Origin of the sequence: Maribacter sp. LLG6340-A2, assembly GCF_045057105.1 — a bacterium.
Taxonomy (GTDB): Bacteria; Bacteroidota; Bacteroidia; order Flavobacteriales; family Flavobacteriaceae; genus Maribacter.
The window spans coordinates 3,075,266-3,099,042 of record NZ_CP159332.1 but is presented as its reverse complement, the minus strand read 5'-3'; the positions used below and the strand labels follow the sequence as shown (position 1 = coordinate 3,099,042).

Sequence of the window (23,777 nt, the reverse complement as noted above, 5' to 3'; positions counted from 1 at the left end):
TAGCCAAAATTTTTCAATTTATAGTTACAACGAATTAAAGATATCATTTTTACTGAATTAAAATATAAGCAACTATGCAAGCGGTTATTTTATTTTATGCATGGGAGCATTAGATATTACTTGTGACAAAACAATATGTGTCCTTGTTTCTCCATACTGTATAAGTTGATCTATAAATTTTTCTAAATGAAATTGATCTTTTAACACCACCTCCATTACAATATTCTCATTGCCGGTAATCCGGTAACAATTTATCACTTCTTCCAAATTCCCCACTATGGCCAAAAAAGGCTTTAATTTACCCATAAATGCCCTTAGGGTAATTATAGCTTTTAGCTGGTGACCGGTTAATGCATGGGATACCGTTGCCTTGTACCCCATGATTATACCCAAGTCCTCCATTTTTTTTACGCGTTCTGCCACCGCAGGTGCCGTAAGACCAATAGCCCTACCTATATTGGCAAAAGATTCCCTGGCATTATGTTGTAACTGTTTTAAGATTTTCCAGTTTAACTCATCTATCTTTGGATTCAAAAGTAATATTGTTTAAAAATTAAGTATCTAAAGCAAATTTACAAAAAGCGTTTGCTTTCAATAGAAATTTATGGAATATCTAATGTAATTTTATAAATAATATTATTACCCCAGATCATGGCATATCGCAGTCTTAAAAATGTACCGATTTACAGAAAGGCATTGGAGCTTTGCACAATGAGTAGGGAAATTGCGTCTTATGTTACGTTCAACAAAGATCTTGTAAGGTTATATGAATCTAAAAGTTTAAGGGACATTATTGCCAACTCCATCCTCACCGATGCCATATTGATACCCCAAAAAATTGCACAAGTAGAACATTCTAATTGTACCAATGAACGTTTAGAGCATATTTCTTTCATTAATATTATTATTAGGAACATTAACTCTTATTGCCTGGGCTTGGAAAAAGCCGGAGTAAAGGAAACCGAGTATATTAATTTACTGCGCGCCGAGATAAAGAGTTTTAGAAAATCCTTTAAAAAATGGAGGATACAGCATTTATAAAATGCTAAAATTACCGTTCTAAATTCTTCTTTTTTCTACAATTTTAAGAATTATCGCCTATTTTTGGTAGCTAATTTACAGTCCATTGAAAACTACCATTCTTGTCCATTGCCCTGACCAATCTGGCATTATTAGTACCGTAACAGGATTTATCCATAAAAACCATGGAAATATTGTCTATTTAGACCAGCATGTAGATAAACATGCTGATGTATTTTTTATGAGGATAGTCATTGAGTTTGCAAATGAATTTTTGGACCTTCAAAATTTCAAAACACTTTTTCAAGAAGAGCTGGCAACCCATTACAAAATGAAATGGAGTTTGCACACCGATGAGCAATTACCAAAAATGGCCATATTCGTTTCTAAATACAATCATTGTCTGTATGATTTATTAAGTAGGTATCGTTCTGGAGAGCTAGCTGTAGAAATACCGTTTATTCTAAGCAATCACAACGACCTAAAACATATAGCCGAACAGTTTAACATTCCATATTACCATATTCCTTTTAATAAGAATATCAGGGCAGAAGCAGAACAACAACAGTTAGACCTTCTTCAAGAACACAATGTAGATTTCATTGTATTGGCAAGATATATGCAGATCGTAAGCGAAAAGCTTATCAGTAAATTCCCTAATAAAATCATTAATATTCACCACTCATTTTTACCTGCGTTTGCAGGCGCAAAACCCTATCATGCCGCATTTAAAAGAGGTGTAAAAATTATTGGGGCCACAAGCCATTATGTAACGGAAGAACTGGATGCCGGTCCTATTATTGAGCAAGATGTTACTACGGTAACACACTCCCATTCTATAGAAGATTTTATTACCAAAGGCAGGGATTTGGAAAAAATAGTCTTGTCCAGAGGTGTAAAATTACATATTGCTAGAAAAACAATGGTTTACAACAATAAAACCATCATTTTCTCGTAAGCTATAAAGAACCGTTAACTCATAATTATGATAAAAAAAACAAGCATTCTTATTTTAGTAATGTTCATGGCCTCTTGTAATGAATTGCAACAAGTGGTAAACCAAATGCCAGGATCAAACAACACTGTACTAAGCAATGAGGTTATTGCCAATGGATTAAAAGAGGCATTGGACCAAGGCATAGAAAAGCAAGTGAGTAAGCTAACCGCACAAGATGGATTTTACAAAAATGAATTAGTAAAGATCTTACTTCCCGAAGAATTACAAAAGGTAGATAAAACATTACGAGATATAGGTTTGGGAAATCTTGCGGACGAAGGTTTAAAAGTTTTGAACAGAGCCGCAGAAGATGCAGTTTCAGAAGCAACCCCAATTTTTGTCAATGCCGTAAAGGAAATGACCTTTACAGATGCAAAAAATATATTATTAGGAGAAAACAATGCCGCAACTGCCTATTTAGAGAATAGAACAAATACTGCTCTATATAACAAATTTAAACCCGTTATAGATGCCTCCTTTAAAAAGGTGAATGCTGATAAAGTGTGGAATTCCCTAATTACAAAATACAATTCTATTCCTTTGACCAATAATGTCAACCCAGATTTAACGGATTATGTTACCCAAGAAGCATTGCAAGGAGTCTATACCATGATAGAATTGGAAGAAAAAGAGATCAGGACCAATTTATCTTCACGAACCACGGATATTTTAAGAAAAGTATTTGCGCTACAGGATTAATATTAATTATTTAACAATCAAAACAATAACATAAAAAGTTATGCGTTAAAAAGTTATAAGAATAGTATTTGAACAGATACAAGATTTCTATTTGAGTTAGTTATTTTTTGAGTTAGTTAGTTAAAAAACCGGTGGGAGCACCGGTTTTTTGTTTTTTATCTATTAAAAAGTCATAATTTTGATTTTTTTTCAACTTTTACGAAAGGTTGAAAGTGCTTCCAAGACTGTTCACCTTTTAATTAATTATTCTTGAAATTGTATATTCTGTGGTAAAATTCATTTTTGCTTTTTCTGTATACATATTGTTTTTTCTTCCTTCTTTTGCATTTACCCAAGAGAACAATAGCGCAATAGATAAGGATTGTAAAGAATTACTTTCCGCTATAAAAAAACAAGATAATACCAGCATTACGGCCAATGATTATTTTCATTCGGCTGTTTGTATGTATGAAAACGAACAATATAATGGCGCCTACAATTTGTTTATAAAAGCAAGGTCATTAAATTTCAAGAACAAGGAAGAACTGGAGAAATATTTAATTTTATGCAGCATTGCGCTAGACGACCATGAAAATAGTATACCGGTAAATGTTCAAAGTCCAGCACCGGCAAAGACCCTTTTGGCCAATAATTATAAGCATACCATACAGGTTCATTTACTTAATCTTATTTTTACTATTATAGCTATTGCAGGTATTATAGCGGCCCTATATTTATTTAAGAAGTATAAGGGAAATAAGAGCAATATTTTTCTAGGAATTTTTGTTACGACTATTTCTTTGGCGCTTTTAGAACTAGTATTTTTTTGGCAAGAATTTTTCGATTATTCCCCTACCATACCCATTTACAGAGTATTATTTTTTCTTTGGGCCCCTTCCCTATTCTTTTACGTTAAAACCAAATTCATTGACCTTAACATAACGAGTACTGCAATTATTCTTCATTACACCCCTTTCTTAATTGTACTCGTTTGCCTAATTATCTTAGGAAACTTTAATGCCCTTCCTCATGGGAATAGTTTTATGGACAGTATAAGGTTTTTGATCAATGATAACTGGATTAAAACCGCACATTTATTCATATATCTTGCCTTGATCTTTAAAATCTTTAAAAACCAAGAAACCCAAATGGGCAAAAGCTCAAAAAATTGGATAAAAACATTAATGGTGTTTATTCTTATTTTAATCGTATTTCTTGGCACAAGGGCAGAATTTGAACACATTTATACATATGATTATATATCCAAGTATTTTATAGCGGTCTATTTTATACTATTTATTTCTATACTTTCCATTCTCCTGTTGATACAGCCCGATGTAGTAACAGAATTAATTACACCACATCACAGTAATAATCCAATTAAGGATAAATACAAAAATTCTGGATTGACCACCACAATGAGCACTCAACTTAAATCCCAACTGGTAGATTTACTGGAACAGGATAAGATTTATTTGGACAATACCTTGACCCTTGCCAAATTAGCCACAGTAATGAATGTGGATCGCTACAGTTTATCACAAGTTATCAATCAAGAATTAAACAAAAACTTCTACGAATTGATCAATGACTATAGAATACAAGAGGCGGTCAATATTATTGAATCCAAAGAAGATAAACAGGTGTTAGATTTAATCTATGAAAGTGGCTTTAACAATAAAGTTTCCTTTTACAAGGCGTTTAAAAAAAGGATGCATATGACCCCCAAAGACTTCATGGCCAAAACTTGGAACACGTAGTGGATTCTTAAAATTTCCTGAAAATCACTAAAATTTTCACAATTAGAATTAGTAATTGTTACCTATTGACAATCAATAATTTAAAAAACAAGTAAACGTTAATTTCCATCGGTTTACTATTAACTTAGGTCGGCTTCAACCTCACCACCCCACCTCCCTTTATATTTTTGCCCCCGGTTTATAGAGTCGGTCAATATCAAAAAAATTATAGTTTTTGATTTTCATTTTATTGAGTTAGCTATCACATAGAATAAATGGCCGGCTCTTTATCACTCCAAAATAAACCTTACTTATTTACTAACACTCAAATTAATCTTATGAGAACTAAAACAAGATGTTTTTTAATGCTTGTATTTGCTTTTGTTGTGCAGCTTGGCTTTGCCCAGGACATGACAATTACAGGTACGGTAACAGATCAAGGCGGACTTCCTTTACCTGGAGTTTCGGTATTAATTGTTGGTACAACCAATGGTGTACAAACAGATTTTGATGGTAATTATAGCATCAATGCAACTAAGGGCCAAAATTTAAGATACAGTTATCTAGGTCAAAAAACTGTAACAAGAGAAGTAGGTACGGCATCTGTAATTAATGTGGTACTAGAGGAAGATGCCCAAGCGCTTGACGAAGTTGTTGTAACGGCTTTAGGTATTTCAAGGGAAAAGAAATCATTGGGTTATGCAACCCAAGAAATTCAAGGAGACCAAGTTAATACCGCAAAGGACCAAAACTTTGTTAACTCCCTTTCGGGTAAAATTGCCGGATTGGATATTAAGAAAAGTTCAACCTTAGGTGGTTCTGCAAACGTAGTTATACGTGGTTATTCTTCCATTACCGGAAACAACCAAGCACTCTTTGTAGTAGATGGTGTACCGTTGAACAATGACACGAACAACTCTACCTCACAGTCAGAAGGTGGTGATGGCTATGATTATGGTAACGCCGCTAGCGACATCAACCCAGATGATATAGAAAGCATAAACGTACTTAAAGGTTCCGCAGCAACGGCCTTATACGGTTCTAGGGCTGCAAATGGTGTTATTATCATCAACACCAAAAAAGGAAAAAGAGGTAGTGGTCTTGGTGTATCAATTACCAGTTCTGTAAATATTGGTAAATATGATAAGGACACATTTCCAATATTTCAACAAGAATACGGTCAAGGTTATGGACCATTCTACGGTGCCGGCTATATAGATTCTATAGATGTTGACGGTGACGGTATAGAGGACATTACACCGCCAACTGGTGAAGACGGATCATTTGGATTGCGTTTTGATCCTAATTTAATGCTGTATCAATGGGATTCTTACTATCCACAATTAGATACTTACTTACAAAAAAGTCCATGGATAGCTGCTGAAAACGGCCCAGAATATATCTTTCAGAATAGCGTAACCAGTTCACAGAACGTTGCAGTTAGCCAAGGATTTGAAACAGGTAGTTTAAGAATGAGCTACACGCGTTTGGACCAAACAGGAATTTTACCAAATAGTGAAATAGGTAGGCACAATGTTGATTTGGTAGGAACCATGGACCTAAATGAAAAGGTTACGGTAACCGGTAAGGCCACTTACACCAAAAGCTCTGGACTAGGAAGATACGGTACAGGCTATGACGCGGAAAACATCATGACCAACTTTAGACAATGGTGGGCCAATAGTACAGATCTAAAAGATCAAAGGGATGCCTATTTTGCCACAGGACAGAATATTACATGGAATCCGTCAGGACCATCTAGTTTAGCACCTAAATATTGGGACAACCCGTATTTTACCCGTTATGAAAACTATAACACGGATGAAAGAAATAGATTATTTGGTTACGGAAGTATATCATATGATGTTTTACCTTGGTTAGAAATCTTTGGTAGGGCTACCGTAGATACCTATGCGGAATTAAGGGAAGAAAGAAATAATATAGGAAGTATAGATACTCCAGAGTATTCTAGAAAGAATATCAATTTCTCTGAATACAACTATGATTTCTTTTTAAACTTCAATGGAGATATCTCTGAAAAATTTGGAATATCCGGAGTTGTAGGTACCAACTATAGACAGACAAAGAACAATTATGTAACAGCAACAACAAATGGCGGTTTAAACCTTGAAGGCATCTATGCCCTTTCAAACTCAATAAACCCAATTGTATTTGATGCTAATTCTGAATACGATGCAGATGTTAGGGTATTTGGCGTATTTGCAAATGCAAGTATAGATTACGACAACCTGTTATTTTTGGAAGGTTCTTTGAGAAACGATACGTTCTCTACCTTACCAGAAGGACAAAACTCTTTTTACTACCCAGCGGTTTCCGCAAGTTTTGTATTCTCCAATCTTTTTGACAGTAACGCCATCTCATTTGGTAAATTACGTGCAGGTTATGCAGAAGTAGGTAACGGTGCAACATCCTACCAACTTTTAAATACATTTAATCCAATTGCAGGTTTTGGTGGTGCCACTTTATACTCAAACCCGGGCACATCCAATAATCCTAACCTTAAGGAAGAACGTACATCAAGTAAGGAATTGGGTCTAGAAATGAATTTCTGGAACAGAAGGTTAGGTTTTGACTTGTCTCTTTATGAGCAAATTACAAGTGATGCCATTATACCGGTAGAAATTACACCTTCCACAGGTTTTACAAATACGGTTGTAAACTCGGCAGAAGTTTCAAACAAGGGTATAGAAACCCAATTGTATTTTTCTGCTTTAGAATTACCTAATTTCTCTTGGAGAACGGATATTAACTTTTCTACCTATAAGAGTGAAGTATTGAACTTGTTCCAAGATTCACAAAATATTTTGGTCAATAGCTTCTTTGGGGTGAGTTTAAATGCCGCTAAAGGAGAAGCTTACGGAACACTTAAAGGAACAGATTATGTTTACCTAAACGGCGAAAAGGTAATTACAGAAGATGGCCAATACGCCAAAACAGAATCTAACCAAGAAATTCTGGGAGATATTAACCCAGATTGGAAAGCAGGACTTACCAATACTTTTAAATATAAGGATATAAGCCTTAGTTTCTTGATCGATATTCAAGAAGGTGGTAGCGTATTTAGTGGTGACACTTATTTTGGTATGGCTACAGGTATTTATGACGTAACAGCCGGTCTGAACGATTTGGGCAATCCGCTAAGAGATCCTGTAACCAATGACAATACTTCTGGTGGTGTTATTCTACCAGGTGTACAGGCAGATGGTTCTCCAAACACGGTAAGAGCAGATTTTACAACGTACGAAAACCCATATGGTAGATATGGTAACGCTCCAGATGCACAGTTTGTTTATGATGCCTCATATGTAAAATTAAGAGAGGTAACCTTAGGATATACATTACCAAAGAAATTTGTTGATGCCCTTCCGTTTACGGCAGTATCATTCACTGCGGTTGGTAGAAACCTTTGGATAATAAGCAAAGATCTTCCTTATGCAGACCCTGAACAAAGTTTTGGTGCAGGTAATCTACAGGGATTCCAGATTGGGGCGTATCCTTCAGTTAAGGAATATGGTTTTAACATTAAATTGGAATTTTAAATTAGAGAACAATGAAGAATATATATTTAATTTTAGCGACCGCAGGCATATTGTTGTCTAGTTGCACAGAAGATATTACGGACTATAATAATGACCCCAAATTACCAACTGCAGTTCCGCCACAGACTCTAGTGGCCAATGCAGAAAAGAATTTGGCAGATAGGATAACCACCATAAGCGGATCTAACGTATTTAGACTTTGGGCACAACATTGGGCACAGGCCACCTATATAGATGAATCTAACTACTTAATAATTGGTAGGGACCCATCTCAAGCATATTGGACCACTTACTATAACAATGTCATCAATGACCTTAACTCTGCTCAAACATTGATAGAGGAAGATGAGATTTTAGATGCTGTTACAAGAGGAAATCAATTGGCCATTATAGAAACTCTTAAAGTCTATACATTTCAACATCTAGTAGATTTAAATGGCGATGTTCCTTATAGTGAAGCTGCGGATATCAATAACTTGTTTCCTAAATATGATGATGCAGAAACAATTTACACAGATTTGATCTCTAGAATTTCAGCGGCACAATCAGCTTTGGCTAACGGTGGTGAGTCTTTTGGCTCTAACGACATATTTTATTCAGGTGATGTCGTTACTTGGAGAAAATTGGCAAATTCCATTAAATTAAGATTGGGAATGCGTATTGCTGATGTAAATCCTACATTGGCTAGCACTACAGTGCAAGAAGCCGTAAATGACGGTGTTTTCACTTCTAATGATGATAATACCATTATTCAGTATGAATCATCTCCTACAGCGAACAACAACCCTATTTACAATCTTTTTGAAACTGAGAACAGAAGGGAAGATTACATAGCAGGAAAAACTTCCTTGGATATGTTGGTAGAATTGAACGACCCTAGGTTAGATGATTATTTTGCCGATAATAAAGACCCATATATTGGTGGACCTATTGGAGGCAATAATTCATATGCGAATTTCACCCATTTAAATTTTGATATTGTTGGGGACCCAAGCTATCCTGGTTCTATAATGGATTATGCAGAAGTTGCCTTTTTTCAAGCAGAAGCAGTAGAAAGAGGTTTTATTTCTGGAGATGCTGAAGCATTTTACAATGAAGGTATTACTGCCTCTATACTATATTATGGTGGTACGCAAGATGAAGTAGACACTTATTTGGCACAACCAGAAGTTGCCTATGATACCGCTACCGGAGATTATAAACAAAAGATCGGTACACAAAAGTGGATCGCATTGTTCAACAGAGGATTTGAAGCCTGGACAGAATACCGAAGATTGGATTGGCCAGAATTGGTATTATCCAACCAAACACAGCAAGAAGTTCCGTTAAGGATGATTTATCCTGTAAAGGAATCTGCTGTAAACGGTGAAAATTATGATGCCGCTTCAAGTGCTATTGGTGGTGACCAATTGACCACACCATTATTCTGGGACGTTAATTAGGAGTTCATTTATAATTAAGTTGATTGTTAAAGGCCGGTATTTACCGGTCTTTTTCTTTTCAGAAAAAGTATAGAAGAAAATCTTTACCTTTTTAAATAAGCAACCACTTTTTCATTAAAAAAATGAGGTTGCTCTACATTGACCACATGACCACAATTCTCAACTACCAAAAGCTCGGAATTTTTATGGATAGTTGTCATTTTTTTTACGCTGGGCAAAAACAGATAATCCTCTTCACCCATAACATATAAGGTTGGTATTTTAATATCCACAGTTCTAAAAAACCGCAATAGGGGATTAATTTCCGAGGTAAGCCTAAACCAACGTATAAATTCTTTCTGGTATAATTTTTTGGCTTCTCGTACAAATAATAATCTAGACTCCTTATGATTTTTATTGGGCATAATTACAAAGGCAAAAAATTTGTACAACCATAAATAAGGCACAACAGATTTAAAAATTATCCCCAATTTCATTAATATCTGGGAGCGCAGGTTCAATTTCATGATTGCACCACCCATAACCATACTGGCCACCCGTTCTGGATATTTTTCCGCTAAGTTCCTGATAAGGATAGTACCCAATGAAATCCCTACAAAGTGCGATTTCTTTATATTTTGAAAATTGATGACCTCAACGATGTCATTGGTTATAACATCAAACGTATACTTATCGTTAAAAACACTTTTTAAGTCCGGCTTAGAATTTCCGTGGCCCCTTAAATCTAACAGTAGAACATTAAAGTGTTTTTTAAACTCCCGAATTTGCTTGTACCATATAGATGAACTACCGCCTGCTCCATGAACAAAGGTTACCCAATGCAGTGAGGAAGAATGTTTATATGTAATATGGTGAAGCAAAAGGTATAAGATTAAAGAATCATTAAGCCAATATATAATTAACTTTTTAAATTGTATCCTGCATCATACATAATTAGCTGTTTTACCGTCATTTTTCAAGTTTTAAAGGTATTCATGTTAAAAAAAAGACAAATTACCTGATAATTAGTTGTATGACCCCTATAGTCGACATCCAAAAGGCCATTCTGAACGTATATTTGCAAAGAACTAACGTATAAGCCTTATGGAAAAGCAATATTGTAAAGTAGGAACGGTAAAACCTATTGCAGCGGAAGCAGACCTGATCACCTTATTGGAGTATCAATACCAGAACTTTTTGGACAAAGCCTCCAACATGCCCACAAATACTCAATTCGGAGATTTTTTTGAACAAAAAGCTCAAAAAATCAAAAAGACTTTAGAGAATTTAGTGTAATCTGTTGAGCTCTGCTTGCATGTCAATCTGTAATTCACTTGCTTTTTGGCGGGCCGCATCTGCGAAATCCTTTTCTGCGGATGCATAAATTATTCCACGCGAAGAGTTAATTAAAAGGCCAACATCCTTGGTCATGCCATGGGCACAAACTTCTTGTAGATTACCACCTTGTGCACCAACCCCTGGCACCAACAAAAAGCTATTGGGCACTATTTCCCTAATCTCCTTAAAATAAGATGCCTTCGTGGCGCCTACTACATACATTAAATTTTCCGAGCCTTTATAAGTGGTGGAGACGGATAATACTTCCTTATAAAATTCCTTACCGTTTATTTTCTTTGTTTGGAAATCAAAAGCACCTTCATTAGAAGTTAGCGCCAATAAAATGGTATGCCTATTTTTAAAAGCAAGGAATGGCTCTACAGAATCCTTTCCCATATATGGGGCAATAGTAATAGAATCAAAATTTAGGTCTTCAAAGAAAGCTTTGGCATATCTGGTAGATGTATTGCCAATATCACCACGTTTGGCATCTGCAATCGTAAAAATCTCCGGATAATTAGCATTTAGGTAGGCTATGGTTTTTCTTAAGGCTGACCAACCTTCTACCCCATAAGCTTCATAAAAGGCAATATTGGGCTTATACGCTACACAAAGATGATGGGTAGCATCTATGATAGCTTTATTGAATGCAAAAATAGGATCCTCTTCCTTTAATAGAAATTTTGGTATTTTATCCAAATCGGTATCAAGGCCTATGCATAAAAATGATTGCTTTTTATGAATTTGGGAAATCAGTTCTTGAATTGTCATATTTTAAAAAATCTCGGAGGCTTCCTTCAATTTCTCGGTATTTTCTACCAAGCTAAGTTCATCGATAATCTTTTGGATGTCTCCATCTATAATGTTGGACAAATCATATAAGGTAAGACCAATACGGTGATCGGTAACCCTACCCTGCGGATAGTTATAGGTTCTAATCTTTGCACTACGGTCTCCACTACTAACTTGGCTATTACGTTTTGCAGCATCTTCTTCCTGTTTTTTAGCCAATTCCAAATCATATAATCTGGATCGTAAAACCCTAAAGGCCTTATCCTTGTTTTTGTGCTGTGATTTTTGGTCTTGGCACTGAGCCACCAAACCGGTAGGAATATGTGTAAGTCTTACCGCAGAGTATGTGGTGTTTACAGATTGTCCTCCTGGACCTGAAGAACAGAAAAAATCAATACGAACGTCCTTGGGGTCTATTTGAACATCAAAATCCTCCGCTTCAGGTAAAACCATGACTGTTGCGGCACTGGTATGAACCCTTCCTTGTGTTTCTGTCTGTGGCACACGCTGTACACGGTGCACCCCGGCTTCAAATTTCAAAGTCCCGTACACATCGGTACCATTGACCTCAAACTGAATTTCCTTAAAACCACCGCTAGTACCTTCGCTAAGGTCAATTACATTGGTTTTCCAGCCTTTGGATTCACAATACTTGGTATACATACGAAAAAGGTCCCCTGCAAAAATACTTGCTTCGTCACCTCCAGTTCCTGCCCTGATCTCAACAACGACATCCTTGGCATCTTCCGGATCTTTGGGAATCAACATTAATTTTATTTCCTCCTCCAATTTAGGCAATGCACCTTTGGCCTCATCCATCTGCATTTTTGCCATCTCCAACATTTCCTGATCGCTCCCATCTGCAATTATTTCCTCTGCTTCGGAAATATTATTGGTAAGCTCAAGATATTCCTTGCGCTTATCCATTAAATCCTTAAGGTCCTTATATTCCTTGGTAAGCTTTACATAACGCTCTTGGTCCGTAATAATATCTGGCTGAATGATAAGGTCAGAAACCTCATCAAAACGCTGCTTAACAATATTTAATTTTTCTATCATAATCTTACTACACTTGTGCTGCGAATTTACGATAATTTTGCAGACGCACTAAAAGCTTGGGTACGCTTAGCGTCAAAATAATATAAAAAAACAAAGGTGAAAAAATTGGACTAGTTTAAAATAATACCATTGCTCTTGAACATTTTATCATGCTCGTCCACAATGATCACTTCGGTATCTCCCAACTGATTGATCAAGGCCAAGCCTGCATTGACCCCCATTACAAATATGGATGTAGCCAGGGCGTCTGAAAGCTCCGCACTTTTTGCAAATACCGATACACTTTGAATGCCCATAGAAGGATAACCGGTCCTTGGATCAAGAACGTGGGCATATTTTTTACCGTTTACTACCATATAATCCGCATTGCCCCCAGAAGTAGCCACTGATGATTCTAAAATAGGTAGCCAAGAAAATAGTCCTTCCTTACCTTCTGGATTCAAGATTCCTATCAACCATTTTTCACCTGTAGCCTTGGTTCCCCATGTGGTAATATCCCCGCCCACATTTATAATACCACCTTGCACCTGTTTTGAAACCAAAAGAGCCTTGGCCTTATCTGCAGCATAACCTTTGCCAATACCCCCAAAGGAAATACGCATTCCTTTTTTGGTTAGGAAAACGGTTTGATCTTTACTGTTAAGTTGTATATTTTTATATCCTGTCTTAAGGGCCGTTTCCCTAATTTTAGTTTTTGAGGGAATTTGTGTCATGGAACCATCAAACCTCCATAAATTTTCAAGTGCCGTATAAGATATATCAAATGCACCATTGGTAAGTTCAGAGATTTGGATAGAACGCTCAATTAATTTAAAAAGCTCCCAACTAACCGCTACAGGCTTAATACCGGCATTTGCGTTGATTTTAGATGTTTCTGAATTTTCATCCCATGAAGAGATTAACTTTTCTATTCTTTGAATTTCGGCATAAGCCTCTTGAATATAGATGTAACCCAGTTCCTCTTCCAATGAAACGACCGTAATATCAAAGTCACTACCCATTGCAGTAAACGATTTTTTTACAGTGATAAACTGCTCCCCTTGGCCAAATGCAAAGAAAGTCATTAAAAAGAAGATGATGGGGGAAAGATGCTTCACTTACATTCTAAATTATGCACTATGATTTAATTGTAAATATAATCTAAGTTGAAATGGTCTTTTTATTTTACGCAGGTACAATAATTATTCATACACCCTTAATATTGAACCCTCAAGCGATGTATTATAAATTTTAAGGGCTTTAGCAGTACTGTTAGGTATAGTGTTCAATGGAGAACCGGTTTGGCTAAATTCAGAACCGTGCACATCACAATAAAAAATACCTCCGTCCTTATCTATAAAACGTACTTGATCATATTGCTCATGACTGCAAATTTGAGTTGCCGCCACAAAATTGCCTTCTAAATTTTTAACGACGACCACTAGATTTTTGAGAATAAAATCACCATCATTGGCCAATTTTTGACCTTCCGTAGAGTTTAGATCAATGGTAAAATCTATATTGTTAGGAGGGGTTACTATATTCCCTTCTGTTCCACTGTCCTTAGAACAACCGCCCAAACAAGGAAAAGTAATGGCAAAAGCTGCCCCCGCCCCTAAGGTTCTTAAAAATTGTTTTCGTTCCATAGCAAAATAGGTTTATACTATAGAACGATATTTTTACATTAATCGTATGTATTAATATACAAAGGTTCCATTACTTCCTGAAATGGTCAATTTTTTGGAATCCGATGCCTCTACCCTACCTACAATCTGTGCATCTACCCCAAAATCTTTAGCTATTTCAATAATTTCCTGAGCTATTTCTTCAGGCACATAAAATTCCAACCTATGACCGCAATTGAATACTTTATACATTTCTTTCCAATCTGTTCCAGATTGTTCTTGAATAAGTTTAAACAAGGGCGGAACTTCAAATAAATTGTCCTTAACTATGTGCAGATTATCTATAAAATGAAGGATTTTGGTCTGCGCCCCACCGCTACAATGTACCATACCATGTATATCCTTGGCCTTATATTTGGCTAGAATCTTTTTAACGATGGGTGCATAGGTTCTTGTTGGGGAGAGTACCAATTTACCTGCATCTAGCGGTGCATCCTTGACCTTGTCTGTCAATTTTACTTTTCCGCTATAGACCAGATCACTGGGAACTTCGGCATCAAAACTTTCAGGGAATTTCTCCGCTAAGTAATTTGAAAAAACATCATGACGGGCAGAGGTAAGTCCGTTACTCCCCATACCACCATTATATTCTTTTTCATAGTTGGCCTTACCAAAAGAAGCTAGCCCAACAATAACATCACCTGCTTTAATATTAGCGTTATCTATGACATCACTTCGTTTAATTCTAGCGGTTACGGTGGAGTCAACGATAATGGTACGGACCAAATCACCTACATCTGCAGTTTCACCGCCGGTGGAGTGTATGGTAATTCCAAATTCACCCAGATCGCTTATTAATTCTTCCGTTCCATTTATTATTGCGGATAATACTTCTCCAGGTATTTTATTCTTGTTTCTACCAATGGTAGAGGACAACATAATATTATCGGTTGCACCAACACAGATAAGATCATCTATATTCATGATCAAAGCATCTTGGGCAATACCTTTCCACACAGAAATATCCCCGGTCTCTTTCCAGTACATGTATGCCAAAGATGATTTGGTACCGGCACCATCTGCATGCATGACCAAACAATAGTCTTCATTGCCCGTAAGATAATCTGGCACTATTTTACAAAAGGCCTTTGGAAAAAGACCTTTATCAATATTTTTTATGGCATTGTGTACATCTTCTTTAGAAGCAGAAACTCCCCGTTGCTGATATCTTTCGCTGTTTGATGTGGACATAGTTATATTTTGACGCAAAAATAAGGGAAACATTAAAATTGACGCACCCCATCTTATGTAATATTATCTAGAATGTTTGTTTGTTCTACTTATTTTAGATTCAACAGCTCCCTGTATTTTGTTAAGGGCCAAATTTGGTCATCCATAAATTTCTCCAACTTATCACTATGCACCCTAATATCTGCAAAGTATGGTTTAACGTTATTGCAATAGGCCGCTGCTTTTTTCTTGGTATCCTTTAAAACATTGGCTTTTTTACGGGCATCTGTCATGGCATCTACCATTTTCTTTAAGCTTACTACATGTTCCGCTATCTCCTCTATCATTGTTAATTGCCCTTCTGAATACTTCTTATGAGCAGCGCCATAAATTTCCTTAAGTCCAGCAACATTTTTTATTAGGTTGTTCTGATACGCAATGGCTGCTGGAATAATAAAACCATACACCAGTTCATTGTAGACCCTACCCTCTATTTGGGTATGCATGATATAGTTTTCCAAATCTACTTCTTGCCTTGCGCGAACTTCCACCTCGCTCATGACCTTCATTGATTCAAACAACTGTATACTCTCTTTGGAGGTAAGCACCTCTAGTGCTTCTGGTGTATTTCTATTATGGCTCAATTTTCTTCGCTTGGCCTCGTTTTCCCAATCCTTACTATAACCGTCACCATCAAAACGGATTCTTTTTGATGTTTTAATGTATTCCCTTAATATATTGAAAACGGCCTCATCTTTCTTAAGCGATTTTTTATCGATCAGCGCATCGACCTCTTTTTTGAAATCTTTTAATTGCTTGGCCACAATGGTATTTAAAATAGTCATTGGTTTGGCACAATTGGTCTTGGAACCCACCCCGCGCATTTCAAACTTATTACCGGTAAACGCAAATGGTGAAGTACGGTTACGGTCTGTATTGTCCATTAAAATTTCAGGAATTTTACCTACTACGTTCAGTTTCAACTCCGTTTTTTCCTCTGGCGACAATTTACCTTTGGACACCCCTTCCAATTCATCAAGAACGCTACTTAATTGTTTACCTACAAAAATGGAAAAAATAGCGGGCGGCGCTTCATTGGCGCCCAAGCGATAATCATTACTTGCAGATGCTATAGAAGACCGTAAAAGCTCTTCATAGGTATCTACCGCTTTAATAGTATTGATAAAAAAGGTAAGAAATTGCAGGTTCTTCATTGGTGTAGACCCCGGACTTAAAAGGTTTACCCCTGTATCTGTAGCCAAGGACCAATTATTATGCTTACCGGACCCGTTAATGCCCGCAAATGGCTTTTCATGGAACAACACGGTAAATTGATGTTTATCCGCCATTTTATCCATAACATCCATCAATAAAAGATTATGGTCAATGGCAAGATTGGCTTCTTCAAAAACCGGTGCCAATTCAAATTGATTTGGCGCAACTTCATTATGTCTGGTCTTTACCGGAATACCAAGTTTAGTACATTCCTTTTCAAGGTCGCTCATAAAGCTAAGCACCCTACCGGGGATGACCCCAAAATAATGATCGTCTAACTGTTGCCCTTTGGCCGGTGTTTCGCCCACCAAAGTACGACCGGTCATCATAATATCCGGTCTAGAATGAGCTAGCGCCTTGTCAATTAAAAAATATTCCTGTTCCCAACCCAAAGTAGCGTTGACCTTGGTGACATTCTTATCAAAATATTTAGCTACGGCCGTAGCAGCTTCATCAACGGCACCTAACGCCCGTAATAAAGGTGCTTTGTTATCCAAGGCTTCTCCCGTATAGGAAACAAATATTGTAGGAATACATAAGGTTGTGCCATAAATGAACGCTGGCGATGAAGGGTCCCATGCCGTATACCCTCTTGCCTCAAACGTATTTCGTATTCCACCACTAGGAAAACTGGATGCATCGGGTTCTTGTTGTACCAATTGTCCGCCACCAAATTTTTCCAATGCCGTACCATCTGGCATCAAATCAAAAAAAGCATCATGTTTTTCTGCCGTTGAGCCTGTTAGGGGTTGAAACCAATGGGTGTAATGGGTTGCCCCCATAGAAATGGCCCAACCTTTAATAGCCTCTGCCACTTGATCCGCAATTTTACGATCGATCTTTGAACCCGAGACCATGGCATCCTTTAAACTTTCTAAGGCATCCTTGGTTAAATATTGAAGCATTTTATGCTCGTTAAAGACATTGATCCCAAATAATTCTGAGCGTCTACCTTCTTCCTTAATTGCGATGCTATTTCTATGTTGGCTATTGGCTATTGCGTCAAATCTTGATGATTTCATACGTAAATACATTATTAATATGGCAAAATTACGTTCTTAAAATATAAATATGGCAAAATACCCGATAAATTATGGGGGTATAAAACGGTTTATTTAATTTTTAAAGAATAACCCCCTTAAAAATATGTGGGAAATGATAAAAAACATATTTTTGTTTGTCTTTTATTTTAAAAAATTATAACGATCACAATTATGAGCAAAACAAAATTAGAATACATCTGGTTAGATGGATATTTTCCAACCCAAAACATGAGAAGCAAGACCAAAGTGGTTAATGACTTTGGTGGTAAATTAGAAGACTGTCCAATGTGGTCTTTTGACGGAAGTTCAACTAGACAAGCTGAAGGTGGTTCTTCTGACTGTTTGCTTAAACCTGTTGCTATTTTCCCTGACCCAGCTAGAAAAGACGGGTATTTGGTAATGACCGAAGTACTTAATGCAGACGGTACTCCACACGAATCTAACGGAAGAGCGACTATTGATGATGATGATAATGACTTCTGGTTCGGTTTTGAGCAAGAATACTTCATTATGGACACAGCTACAGAATTACCTTTAGGTTTCCCAAGAGGTGGTTATCCTGCTCCACAAGGAATGTACTACTGCTCCGTTGGCGGTAAGAATACACACGGAAGACACATTGTAGAAGAGCACGCTGATCTTTGTATTGCTGCCGGACTTAACTTTGAAGGTATTAACCAAGAAGTTGCTTGCGGACAATGGGAGTTTCAATTATTCGCCAAAGGTGCCAAATTGGCCGGTGACGAATTATGGGTAGCACGTTACTTATTGGACAGACTTACCGAATCTTATGGATACTATATTGAGTACCACCCAAAACCGTTAGGTAAGGATATGGACTGGAACGGTTCTGGTATGCACGCAAACTTCTCTAACAGTACGCTAAGAACTTGTGGAGACCAAGCAACATATGAAAAAATATGTGAGGCATTTAGACCAGTTGTTAAAGAACACATAGCCGTTTATGGTGAATTTAACGATCAACGTTTAACAGGTGATCATGAAACTGCCGCTATTACAGATTTCAGCTATGGTATATCTGACAGAGGTGCTTCTATACGTATTCCTATTGCAACAGTAGAAAGTGGTTGGAAAGGATGGTTAGAAGATAGAAGACCAGCTTCTAACGGTGACCCGTACAAAATTGCAGGTGTTATCGTTAACACGGTTAAATCTGCTAAAGTTTAAAATACCTTAATAGTTTTTATACTAAAACGCCTTGGATTAATCCAGGGCGTTTTTTTAATTACTAATTTTTTTCAATGGGGTATTCATCCAATAATTAGCCGTTTTGCAAGACGTACATATAGGCTGCAGCTTGCTATCCAATGGTGCATCTTTTAGCATTAAACTATCTTTTGAAATACTAACTGAGAGATTAGGAAATATATCTTGGGTGAAAAATTCTCTATATTGATGTAGGTATTCATACTTTTTCTCATCCAATTTATTACCTAGACTATCCCTTATATTACCATAACTATAAGTTAAGTCCGAAACTTCAAGTCTATCGTTTTCTGTAAACAAATAATTTAAAATTGGGCCAGTTTCCTTTTTTATGAAATGAGGAGTTATTTTAAATGTTCTTATATCCTCAAAAAAACGAATTCTAATAATCGGCAATGATTTATCTTTATATTCTATTTTAAAATCACTTTTCTTAATCTTTTCTACATGTTTTGGCATTCTATTCAAGTGAACCATAAATCTTCTTGAATCTAAATCTAAAACGAATTTTGAATTGAACTCTGCAGGCTTTTGCACTAGAATTTTATTATAAAAAGAAATATAGTTCAAATACATTTTATCTTTTTCTCCCTTAGAGTATTCAGTTATAATATGGTAAATCAATTCTCTTTTCGTTTTATTGAATCCGTCAGAGTATCTTTCTTCTGCATTGATTGCGGTATCTAATTCACCTGGTTTTTTACGCTTAAAAAGTGCATAATCCAATTTATGTATTGCAAAATCAGTAGCACTGATAAAGATTTTTCCTTCTGAGTAATAATCAGTATTGCGATAAAAGCATTCTATTTCATAAATTGTTTCATTCTTAAAATTGGTTTTCCCTTTTAACACAAAACGATGATTTTCCACAAAATCAACTGACATATCATTAATAAAAGAATATGTTTTTATTTTATTATTTCTAATTGCATCATGAATATTAAGTGTAATGAATTCATTACCACCTGAATTTTCCATTTTTGCACTGGGTATTATCTTATTATGTTTTTCATAATCATAAGGCTGCTTGGTAAATGAATCTATTTTGAACTCAAGATTTTTTTTATAGGTAATTAGTTGGTATTCATTATCAAAGTTATCTTTTGAAGCAAAACCTGCATCAAATATTTTAATAATGGCCTCATTCATGTTTGTATAGGTTTCATTTTCAATTTGATAATCCCTATAATAACCTACAAGACCAAATTGTTCCAATGAATAGTTTTGCGGAATATTATCTATAGCATATCTCACAATATCTCTTGCATTTATTTTTTTAACTTTTGCGGAAACTACCGCTTCCGATAGTTCAAAGGAACTTGGGGTAAGAATGATAATGTTGGCTTGACCTTCAAGAAAACCATCAATTAAAATTTCCTTTGTCTCAAAACCCATACATGAAATCTCAATAACTTCTCCTAAGGTTTTATAGGCAATAGGTATTTTAAATGTCCCGTCAATATTAGAAATAACGCCTAATGCCTTATCCTTAATCCTAATACTCGCAAAAGGCACAGGTTCATTTTGAGTGTCATCTAACAATTGCCCATATATAAAATCTTGCTCTTGTGCCATACCAATAGTTGTCAATTGAGTGGCTACGAAAAGAAATACAATTAAATTTAGAACTGCAGTATTTGGTCTTACATTCATTTTGAGATGGTTACATAGATAAAAGCTACGTAAATTCCCACAAGAATTATACCATCTCTCCAACCTAGTCTTAATCCTTTAGGAATAAAGACCAATGGTAGAATAAGAAAAGAAACACCGAGCATCCAAAAGATATCATTTGTTAAAAGACCATTATCCATAACGGTTATTGATGTAATGATAGAAGTAATACCCAAAACCGCTAAAAGGTTAAAAATATTGGATCCTATTAAGTTTCCTAATGAGATTGCTTTTTCTTTCTTTAAAATAGCAATTATAGAAGCCGCTAACTCAGGAATACTAGTACCTACCGAAACAATAGTTATTGCAATTACACGTTCACTGACTCCAAATAAAGTAGCAAGACCTACCGCACCGTTTATTAACAGCTCAGAACCTCCCCATAGCGCCGTACCCCCTAAACCTAAAAATAATGCCGTTTTATAGGTGGGCATCATAATATCAGGTTCATCTTCTGGATCTACCACCGCTGGCTTCTGAAATCGTAACAAATACACCAAGAAAAGAAAAAGGAAGACTACCATAATAATACCTTCAGATTGCTGAAGGACTCCGTCAAAATATATAAAGTAGAAAAAAAGCAAAGATGCAATCATCATAACCGGCCAGTCTGTTTTATAAAAACTTTTACTAACCTCTATAGGGCTCAATAATATAGTAATGGCAAGTACCAGTCCTAAATTAGCAATATTTGAACCCACCACATTTCCTAAGGCCAAATCTGGAAAACCATCTAAAGCAGCATTAATACTTACTATAAGTTCTGGAGCAGAGGTAGCAAAAGATACTACCGTCATGCCTATTACTATTTTAGGAATCCTAAGTTTCAATGATAAATCTACCGCAGCTTTTAACAGCCAGTTTCCACCTGCTATCAATAAAGCTAGTCCGCCAACAATAAATAAAAAGTCTTGCATGTAATGAATTTCAACAAATATAGATAGAACATTTTTGCGGGCATATGATTATTGACAGGTAATGAAAACTAAAAATTTCGTTAAATAACTATAAATATAGTTTTAGAACTATAAAAACAGTTTATATTAGCCTTAAGAAATTACGAGTATGGAAAAATTGACGAACAAAGAAGAGGAAATAATGAAAATCCTATGGCGATTAAAAAAAGGGTTTGTCAAGGAGATTATGGAAGAAATTACGCATAACAAACCCCACTACAATACTCTCTCTACCATCGTAAGAAATTTAGAGGAAAAGGGTTTTGTAGGTTTTACCGCCTATGGAAAAACACATGAATACTTTCCTATAATTACAAAGGAGAGTTATTACAAAACACATGTAAACGAAGATATGGTAGGTTATTTTGACAATTCATATAAAAACTTAGTCTCTTTTTTTGCCATGGAAGAAAAAATATCTGTAGATGAGCTAAAAGAAATCATTAACTTAATTGAAAAAGGTAAATAGATGGAAGCAATTTGTTTTTATATTTTAAAATCGGGTTTATTAATTTTTCTTTTCTACATAATCTACCAACTACAATTGAGAAAAGAAACCTTTTTCCGCTTTAACAGATATTTCTTATTTGGCGGACTTATCACCGCTATACTGTTACCATCATTTTATTTAACCAAGGATATTTTAGTACCCCTTGCCTCCTTCTCACAAAATAACGGTGTTTTCAAAGAAATCACAGCAGTTTCTTTAGAAGGGTATTGGAACGCTTCATCTTTATTTGTTGTTATTTACACTCTAGGCGCAATCTTTTTTTTAATAAAATTTTTAAAACAACTTTTACAATTACAAAGCATCCTAAAAGGTGGGCGTAAGCAATCCAATAATGAAACGATTCATATACAAACCCATGATCAGGTTCTTCCATTTTCTTTTTTTAATAAGATTGTCTATAATCCGGCCAAACATAATCAGAATGAATTGGAGGCTATCATAGCCCATGAGTTAGTTCATGCCAAACAATTTCATTCCTTAGATATTCTTGTTACGGAAATAGTATTGGCATTACAATGGTTTAACCCTTTTATATGGTTATACCGAATAGCTATAAAACAGAATCTTGAATATTTGGCAGATACGGAAAACACCGAAGTAAAAAATAATAAAAAAGCCTATCAATATATATTGTTACAACAGGCTTGTAGCAATTATAATTTATCAATTGTTAATCCATTTTTTAATTCATTAATCAAAAAACGAATAGTTATGATCAATCAAAAACAATCTCACAAACTTAAAGTATTAAAAAGCTTACTTATTGTACCACTTTTAGCCTTTTTCCTGGTCAGTTTCAATACCAAGGAAGTATATATATTTTCAGATTCAAATGTCAAGACCGCACCCTTAAATACTATTGAAATTTTAATAGATAAAAATACTACCGATGAGCAACTGCTGAAAATCAAGAAAGAATTACAAAAAGAACAATTTGATTTCTCCTATACCGTGGTCCGCAACGATGACGGTCATATAAAAAGTATCTCGCTACAAGTTACGGGGGGAAACAAAAAGAATGGTGAGGTCAGCAGTTCTTTTAATTCGGTGTCTGATAATGACACTATTGACCCCACATATATTAGTATTGACAAGAGCACCAATCATATCACTATAAGAAACGGAAAGGCAGATAAAAAAATGCTCAAAGTACGGACTAGTCCAACCAAAAAAATGGAAATGTCATCAAAACTCAATAGTGACCATGATATAGAAATCAGCGAAGAAGAAAGCAATACATTCATATATATTGATGATGACAAAGAACCCTTGATTTATATTGATGGTGAAAAAAGTAATCATAAAACCTTAAACGAATTAGACCCATCTAACATTGAAAAAATGAACGTAATTAAGGGAGAGGCCGCAATAACAAAATACGGAAAAAGCGCACGGAATGGTGTTGTTGAGATAACTACCAAAAAATAACTAAAGTATTAGTAGCAGACTACATTCGTCCGGAGCAAAAAAAATGCCTCCGGACTTTTTTTTATGATCAATATGGGCTATTTGTCCCATTTAAAGTCAAATTTTGCCTATAAAACCAAGCAAGTCACAAAAACAAGACTTCATTTGTTACATAATTTATATAAGTACTATAATTGGATAAACAATTATAACATTAATGTAGACCACATGTTATAAATTGAAATG

General features: G+C 35.7%; 20 protein-coding genes. 10 read left to right on the top strand and 10 right to left on the bottom strand.

From position 1 onward, the window contains the following. Positions 1-84: 84 nt before the first annotated feature. The gene (locus ABVM52_RS12990; RefSeq protein WP_405381161.1) at positions 85-534 is read right to left on the bottom strand and encodes an Lrp/AsnC family transcriptional regulator; all 450 of its coding nucleotides are present in this window, start codon (positions 532-534) and stop codon (positions 85-87) included. Positions 535-651: 117 nt separating this feature from the next. Here ABVM52_RS12990 and ABVM52_RS12985 point away from each other — a divergent pair, with 117 nt between their 5' ends. The 6 genes from ABVM52_RS12985 to ABVM52_RS12960 all read left to right on the top strand — a co-directional run bounded on the left by ABVM52_RS12985 (position 652) and on the right by ABVM52_RS12960 (position 9,436). Further along, on the top strand, positions 652-1,041 hold the full coding sequence (locus ABVM52_RS12985) for a hypothetical protein (RefSeq protein ID WP_405381159.1): 390 nt from the start codon (positions 652-654) through the stop codon (positions 1,039-1,041). Positions 1,042-1,126: 85 nt separating this feature from the next. After that, entirely contained in the window at positions 1,127-1,978 is an 852-nt protein-coding gene (gene purU / locus ABVM52_RS12980; protein WP_405381157.1) for a formyltetrahydrofolate deformylase, read from the top strand. 27 nt (positions 1,979-2,005) lie between these two features. Beyond that, positions 2,006-2,716, top strand: a complete 711-nt coding sequence (locus tag ABVM52_RS12975; protein WP_405381155.1) for a DUF4197 domain-containing protein — start codon at positions 2,006-2,008, stop codon at positions 2,714-2,716. 266 nt (positions 2,717-2,982) lie between these two features. Further along, on the top strand, positions 2,983-4,455 hold the full coding sequence (locus ABVM52_RS12970; protein WP_405381153.1) for a helix-turn-helix domain-containing protein: 1,473 nt from the start codon (positions 2,983-2,985) through the stop codon (positions 4,453-4,455). Between the two features lie 317 nt (positions 4,456-4,772). After that, a complete protein-coding gene (locus ABVM52_RS12965) occupies positions 4,773-7,994 on the top strand; it encodes a SusC/RagA family TonB-linked outer membrane protein (protein WP_405381151.1) in 3,222 nt (1,073 codons plus the stop codon). 11 nt (positions 7,995-8,005) lie between these two features. Beyond that, positions 8,006-9,436, top strand: coding sequence for a SusD/RagB family nutrient-binding outer membrane lipoprotein (locus tag ABVM52_RS12960; RefSeq protein ID WP_405381149.1), 1,431 nt, complete (start codon positions 8,006-8,008; stop codon positions 9,434-9,436). A gap of 83 nt (positions 9,437-9,519) precedes the next feature. On the opposite strand, the gene ABVM52_RS12955 is transcribed toward ABVM52_RS12960, so the two are convergent. Continuing rightward, complete coding sequence (locus tag ABVM52_RS12955; protein WP_405381147.1) at positions 9,520-10,296, bottom strand: alpha/beta fold hydrolase; 777 nt, start codon at positions 10,294-10,296, stop codon at positions 9,520-9,522. Positions 10,297-10,519: 223 nt separating this feature from the next. Here ABVM52_RS12955 and ABVM52_RS12950 point away from each other — a divergent pair, with 223 nt between their 5' ends. Continuing rightward, positions 10,520-10,711 carry a hypothetical protein gene (locus tag ABVM52_RS12950; RefSeq protein WP_405381145.1) on the top strand — a complete coding sequence of 64 codons (192 nt, stop codon included), beginning with the start codon at positions 10,520-10,522 and terminating at the stop codon, positions 10,709-10,711. Here ABVM52_RS12950 and pyrF read toward each other — a convergent pair. From pyrF to ABVM52_RS12920, 6 genes are all read right to left on the bottom strand, one after another. Then, positions 10,703-11,524, bottom strand: coding sequence for an orotidine-5'-phosphate decarboxylase (gene pyrF / locus ABVM52_RS12945; protein WP_405381143.1), 822 nt, complete (start codon positions 11,522-11,524; stop codon positions 10,703-10,705). The two genes, ABVM52_RS12950 and pyrF, sit on opposite strands and share 9 nt — an antisense overlap. Positions 11,525-11,527: 3 nt before the next feature. Continuing rightward, positions 11,528-12,604, bottom strand: coding sequence for a peptide chain release factor 1 (prfA, locus tag ABVM52_RS12940; protein ID WP_405381141.1), 1,077 nt, complete (start codon positions 12,602-12,604; stop codon positions 11,528-11,530). 110 nt (positions 12,605-12,714) lie between these two features. After that, complete coding sequence (locus tag ABVM52_RS12935) at positions 12,715-13,701, bottom strand: FAD:protein FMN transferase (RefSeq protein WP_405381139.1); 987 nt, start codon at positions 13,699-13,701, stop codon at positions 12,715-12,717. 84 nt (positions 13,702-13,785) lie between these two features. Continuing rightward, positions 13,786-14,229, bottom strand: a complete 444-nt coding sequence (locus ABVM52_RS12930) for a Rieske 2Fe-2S domain-containing protein (RefSeq protein ID WP_405381137.1) — start codon at positions 14,227-14,229, stop codon at positions 13,786-13,788. A 51-nt stretch (positions 14,230-14,280) separates the two neighbouring features. Further along, the gene (locus ABVM52_RS12925) at positions 14,281-15,459 is read right to left on the bottom strand and encodes an AIR synthase related protein (protein ID WP_405381135.1); all 1,179 of its coding nucleotides are present in this window, start codon (positions 15,457-15,459) and stop codon (positions 14,281-14,283) included. 89 nt (positions 15,460-15,548) lie between these two features. Continuing rightward, positions 15,549-17,735, bottom strand: a complete 2,187-nt coding sequence (locus tag ABVM52_RS12920) for a glutamine synthetase III (RefSeq protein WP_405381133.1) — start codon at positions 17,733-17,735, stop codon at positions 15,549-15,551. A gap of 192 nt (positions 17,736-17,927) precedes the next feature. Here ABVM52_RS12920 and ABVM52_RS12915 point away from each other — a divergent pair, with 192 nt between their 5' ends. Beyond that, positions 17,928-18,944, top strand: coding sequence for a glutamine synthetase beta-grasp domain-containing protein (locus ABVM52_RS12915; protein ID WP_405381131.1), 1,017 nt, complete (start codon positions 17,928-17,930; stop codon positions 18,942-18,944). Between the two features lie 54 nt (positions 18,945-18,998). Here the strand turns inward: ABVM52_RS12915 and ABVM52_RS12910 are convergent, their stop codons facing one another. Continuing rightward, positions 18,999-20,636 carry a carboxypeptidase-like regulatory domain-containing protein gene (locus ABVM52_RS12910; protein ID WP_405381129.1) on the bottom strand — a complete coding sequence of 546 codons (1,638 nt, stop codon included), beginning with the start codon at positions 20,634-20,636 and terminating at the stop codon, positions 18,999-19,001. Next, on the bottom strand, positions 20,633-21,574 hold the full coding sequence (locus ABVM52_RS12905) for a calcium/sodium antiporter (protein ID WP_405381127.1): 942 nt from the start codon (positions 21,572-21,574) through the stop codon (positions 20,633-20,635). The genes ABVM52_RS12910 and ABVM52_RS12905 overlap by 4 nt, the downstream gene beginning before the upstream one ends. A 148-nt stretch (positions 21,575-21,722) precedes the next feature. On the opposite strand from ABVM52_RS12905, the gene ABVM52_RS12900 reads away from it, so the two are divergent. Both ABVM52_RS12900 and ABVM52_RS12895 read left to right on the top strand, forming a co-directional pair. Further along, the gene (locus ABVM52_RS12900; RefSeq protein ID WP_405381125.1) at positions 21,723-22,082 is read left to right on the top strand and encodes a BlaI/MecI/CopY family transcriptional regulator; all 360 of its coding nucleotides are present in this window, start codon (positions 21,723-21,725) and stop codon (positions 22,080-22,082) included. Between the two features lie 75 nt (positions 22,083-22,157). Further along, complete coding sequence (locus ABVM52_RS12895) at positions 22,158-23,552, top strand: M56 family metallopeptidase (RefSeq protein WP_405381123.1); 1,395 nt, start codon at positions 22,158-22,160, stop codon at positions 23,550-23,552. Positions 23,553-23,777: the final 225 nt, after the last annotated feature.

Coding starts and splice junctions, on each gene's coding strand:
- ABVM52_RS12930 (WP_405381137.1), bottom strand. CDS start 14,229: ATGGAACGAAAACAATTTTTAAGAACCTTAGGGGCGGGGGCAGCTTTT.
- ABVM52_RS12905 (WP_405381127.1), bottom strand. CDS start 21,574: ATGCAAGACTTTTTATTTATTGTTGGCGGACTAGCTTTATTGATAGCA.
- ABVM52_RS12950 (WP_405381145.1), top strand. CDS start 10,520: ATGGAAAAGCAATATTGTAAAGTAGGAACGGTAAAACCTATTGCAGCG.
- ABVM52_RS12960 (WP_405381149.1), top strand. CDS start 8,006: ATGAAGAATATATATTTAATTTTAGCGACCGCAGGCATATTGTTGTCT.
- ABVM52_RS12910 (WP_405381129.1), bottom strand. CDS start 20,636: ATGAATGTAAGACCAAATACTGCAGTTCTAAATTTAATTGTATTTCTT.
- prfA (WP_405381141.1), bottom strand. CDS start 12,604: ATGATAGAAAAATTAAATATTGTTAAGCAGCGTTTTGATGAGGTTTCT.
- ABVM52_RS12925 (WP_405381135.1), bottom strand. CDS start 15,459: ATGTCCACATCAAACAGCGAAAGATATCAGCAACGGGGAGTTTCTGCT.
- ABVM52_RS12985 (WP_405381159.1), top strand. CDS start 652: ATGGCATATCGCAGTCTTAAAAATGTACCGATTTACAGAAAGGCATTG.
- ABVM52_RS12920 (WP_405381133.1), bottom strand. CDS start 17,735: ATGAAATCATCAAGATTTGACGCAATAGCCAATAGCCAACATAGAAAT.
- ABVM52_RS12915 (WP_405381131.1), top strand. CDS start 17,928: ATGAGCAAAACAAAATTAGAATACATCTGGTTAGATGGATATTTTCCA.
- ABVM52_RS12900 (WP_405381125.1), top strand. CDS start 21,723: ATGGAAAAATTGACGAACAAAGAAGAGGAAATAATGAAAATCCTATGG.
- ABVM52_RS12975 (WP_405381155.1), top strand. CDS start 2,006: ATGATAAAAAAAACAAGCATTCTTATTTTAGTAATGTTCATGGCCTCT.
- pyrF (WP_405381143.1), bottom strand. CDS start 11,524: ATGACAATTCAAGAACTGATTTCCCAAATTCATAAAAAGCAATCATTT.
- ABVM52_RS12965 (WP_405381151.1), top strand. CDS start 4,773: ATGAGAACTAAAACAAGATGTTTTTTAATGCTTGTATTTGCTTTTGTT.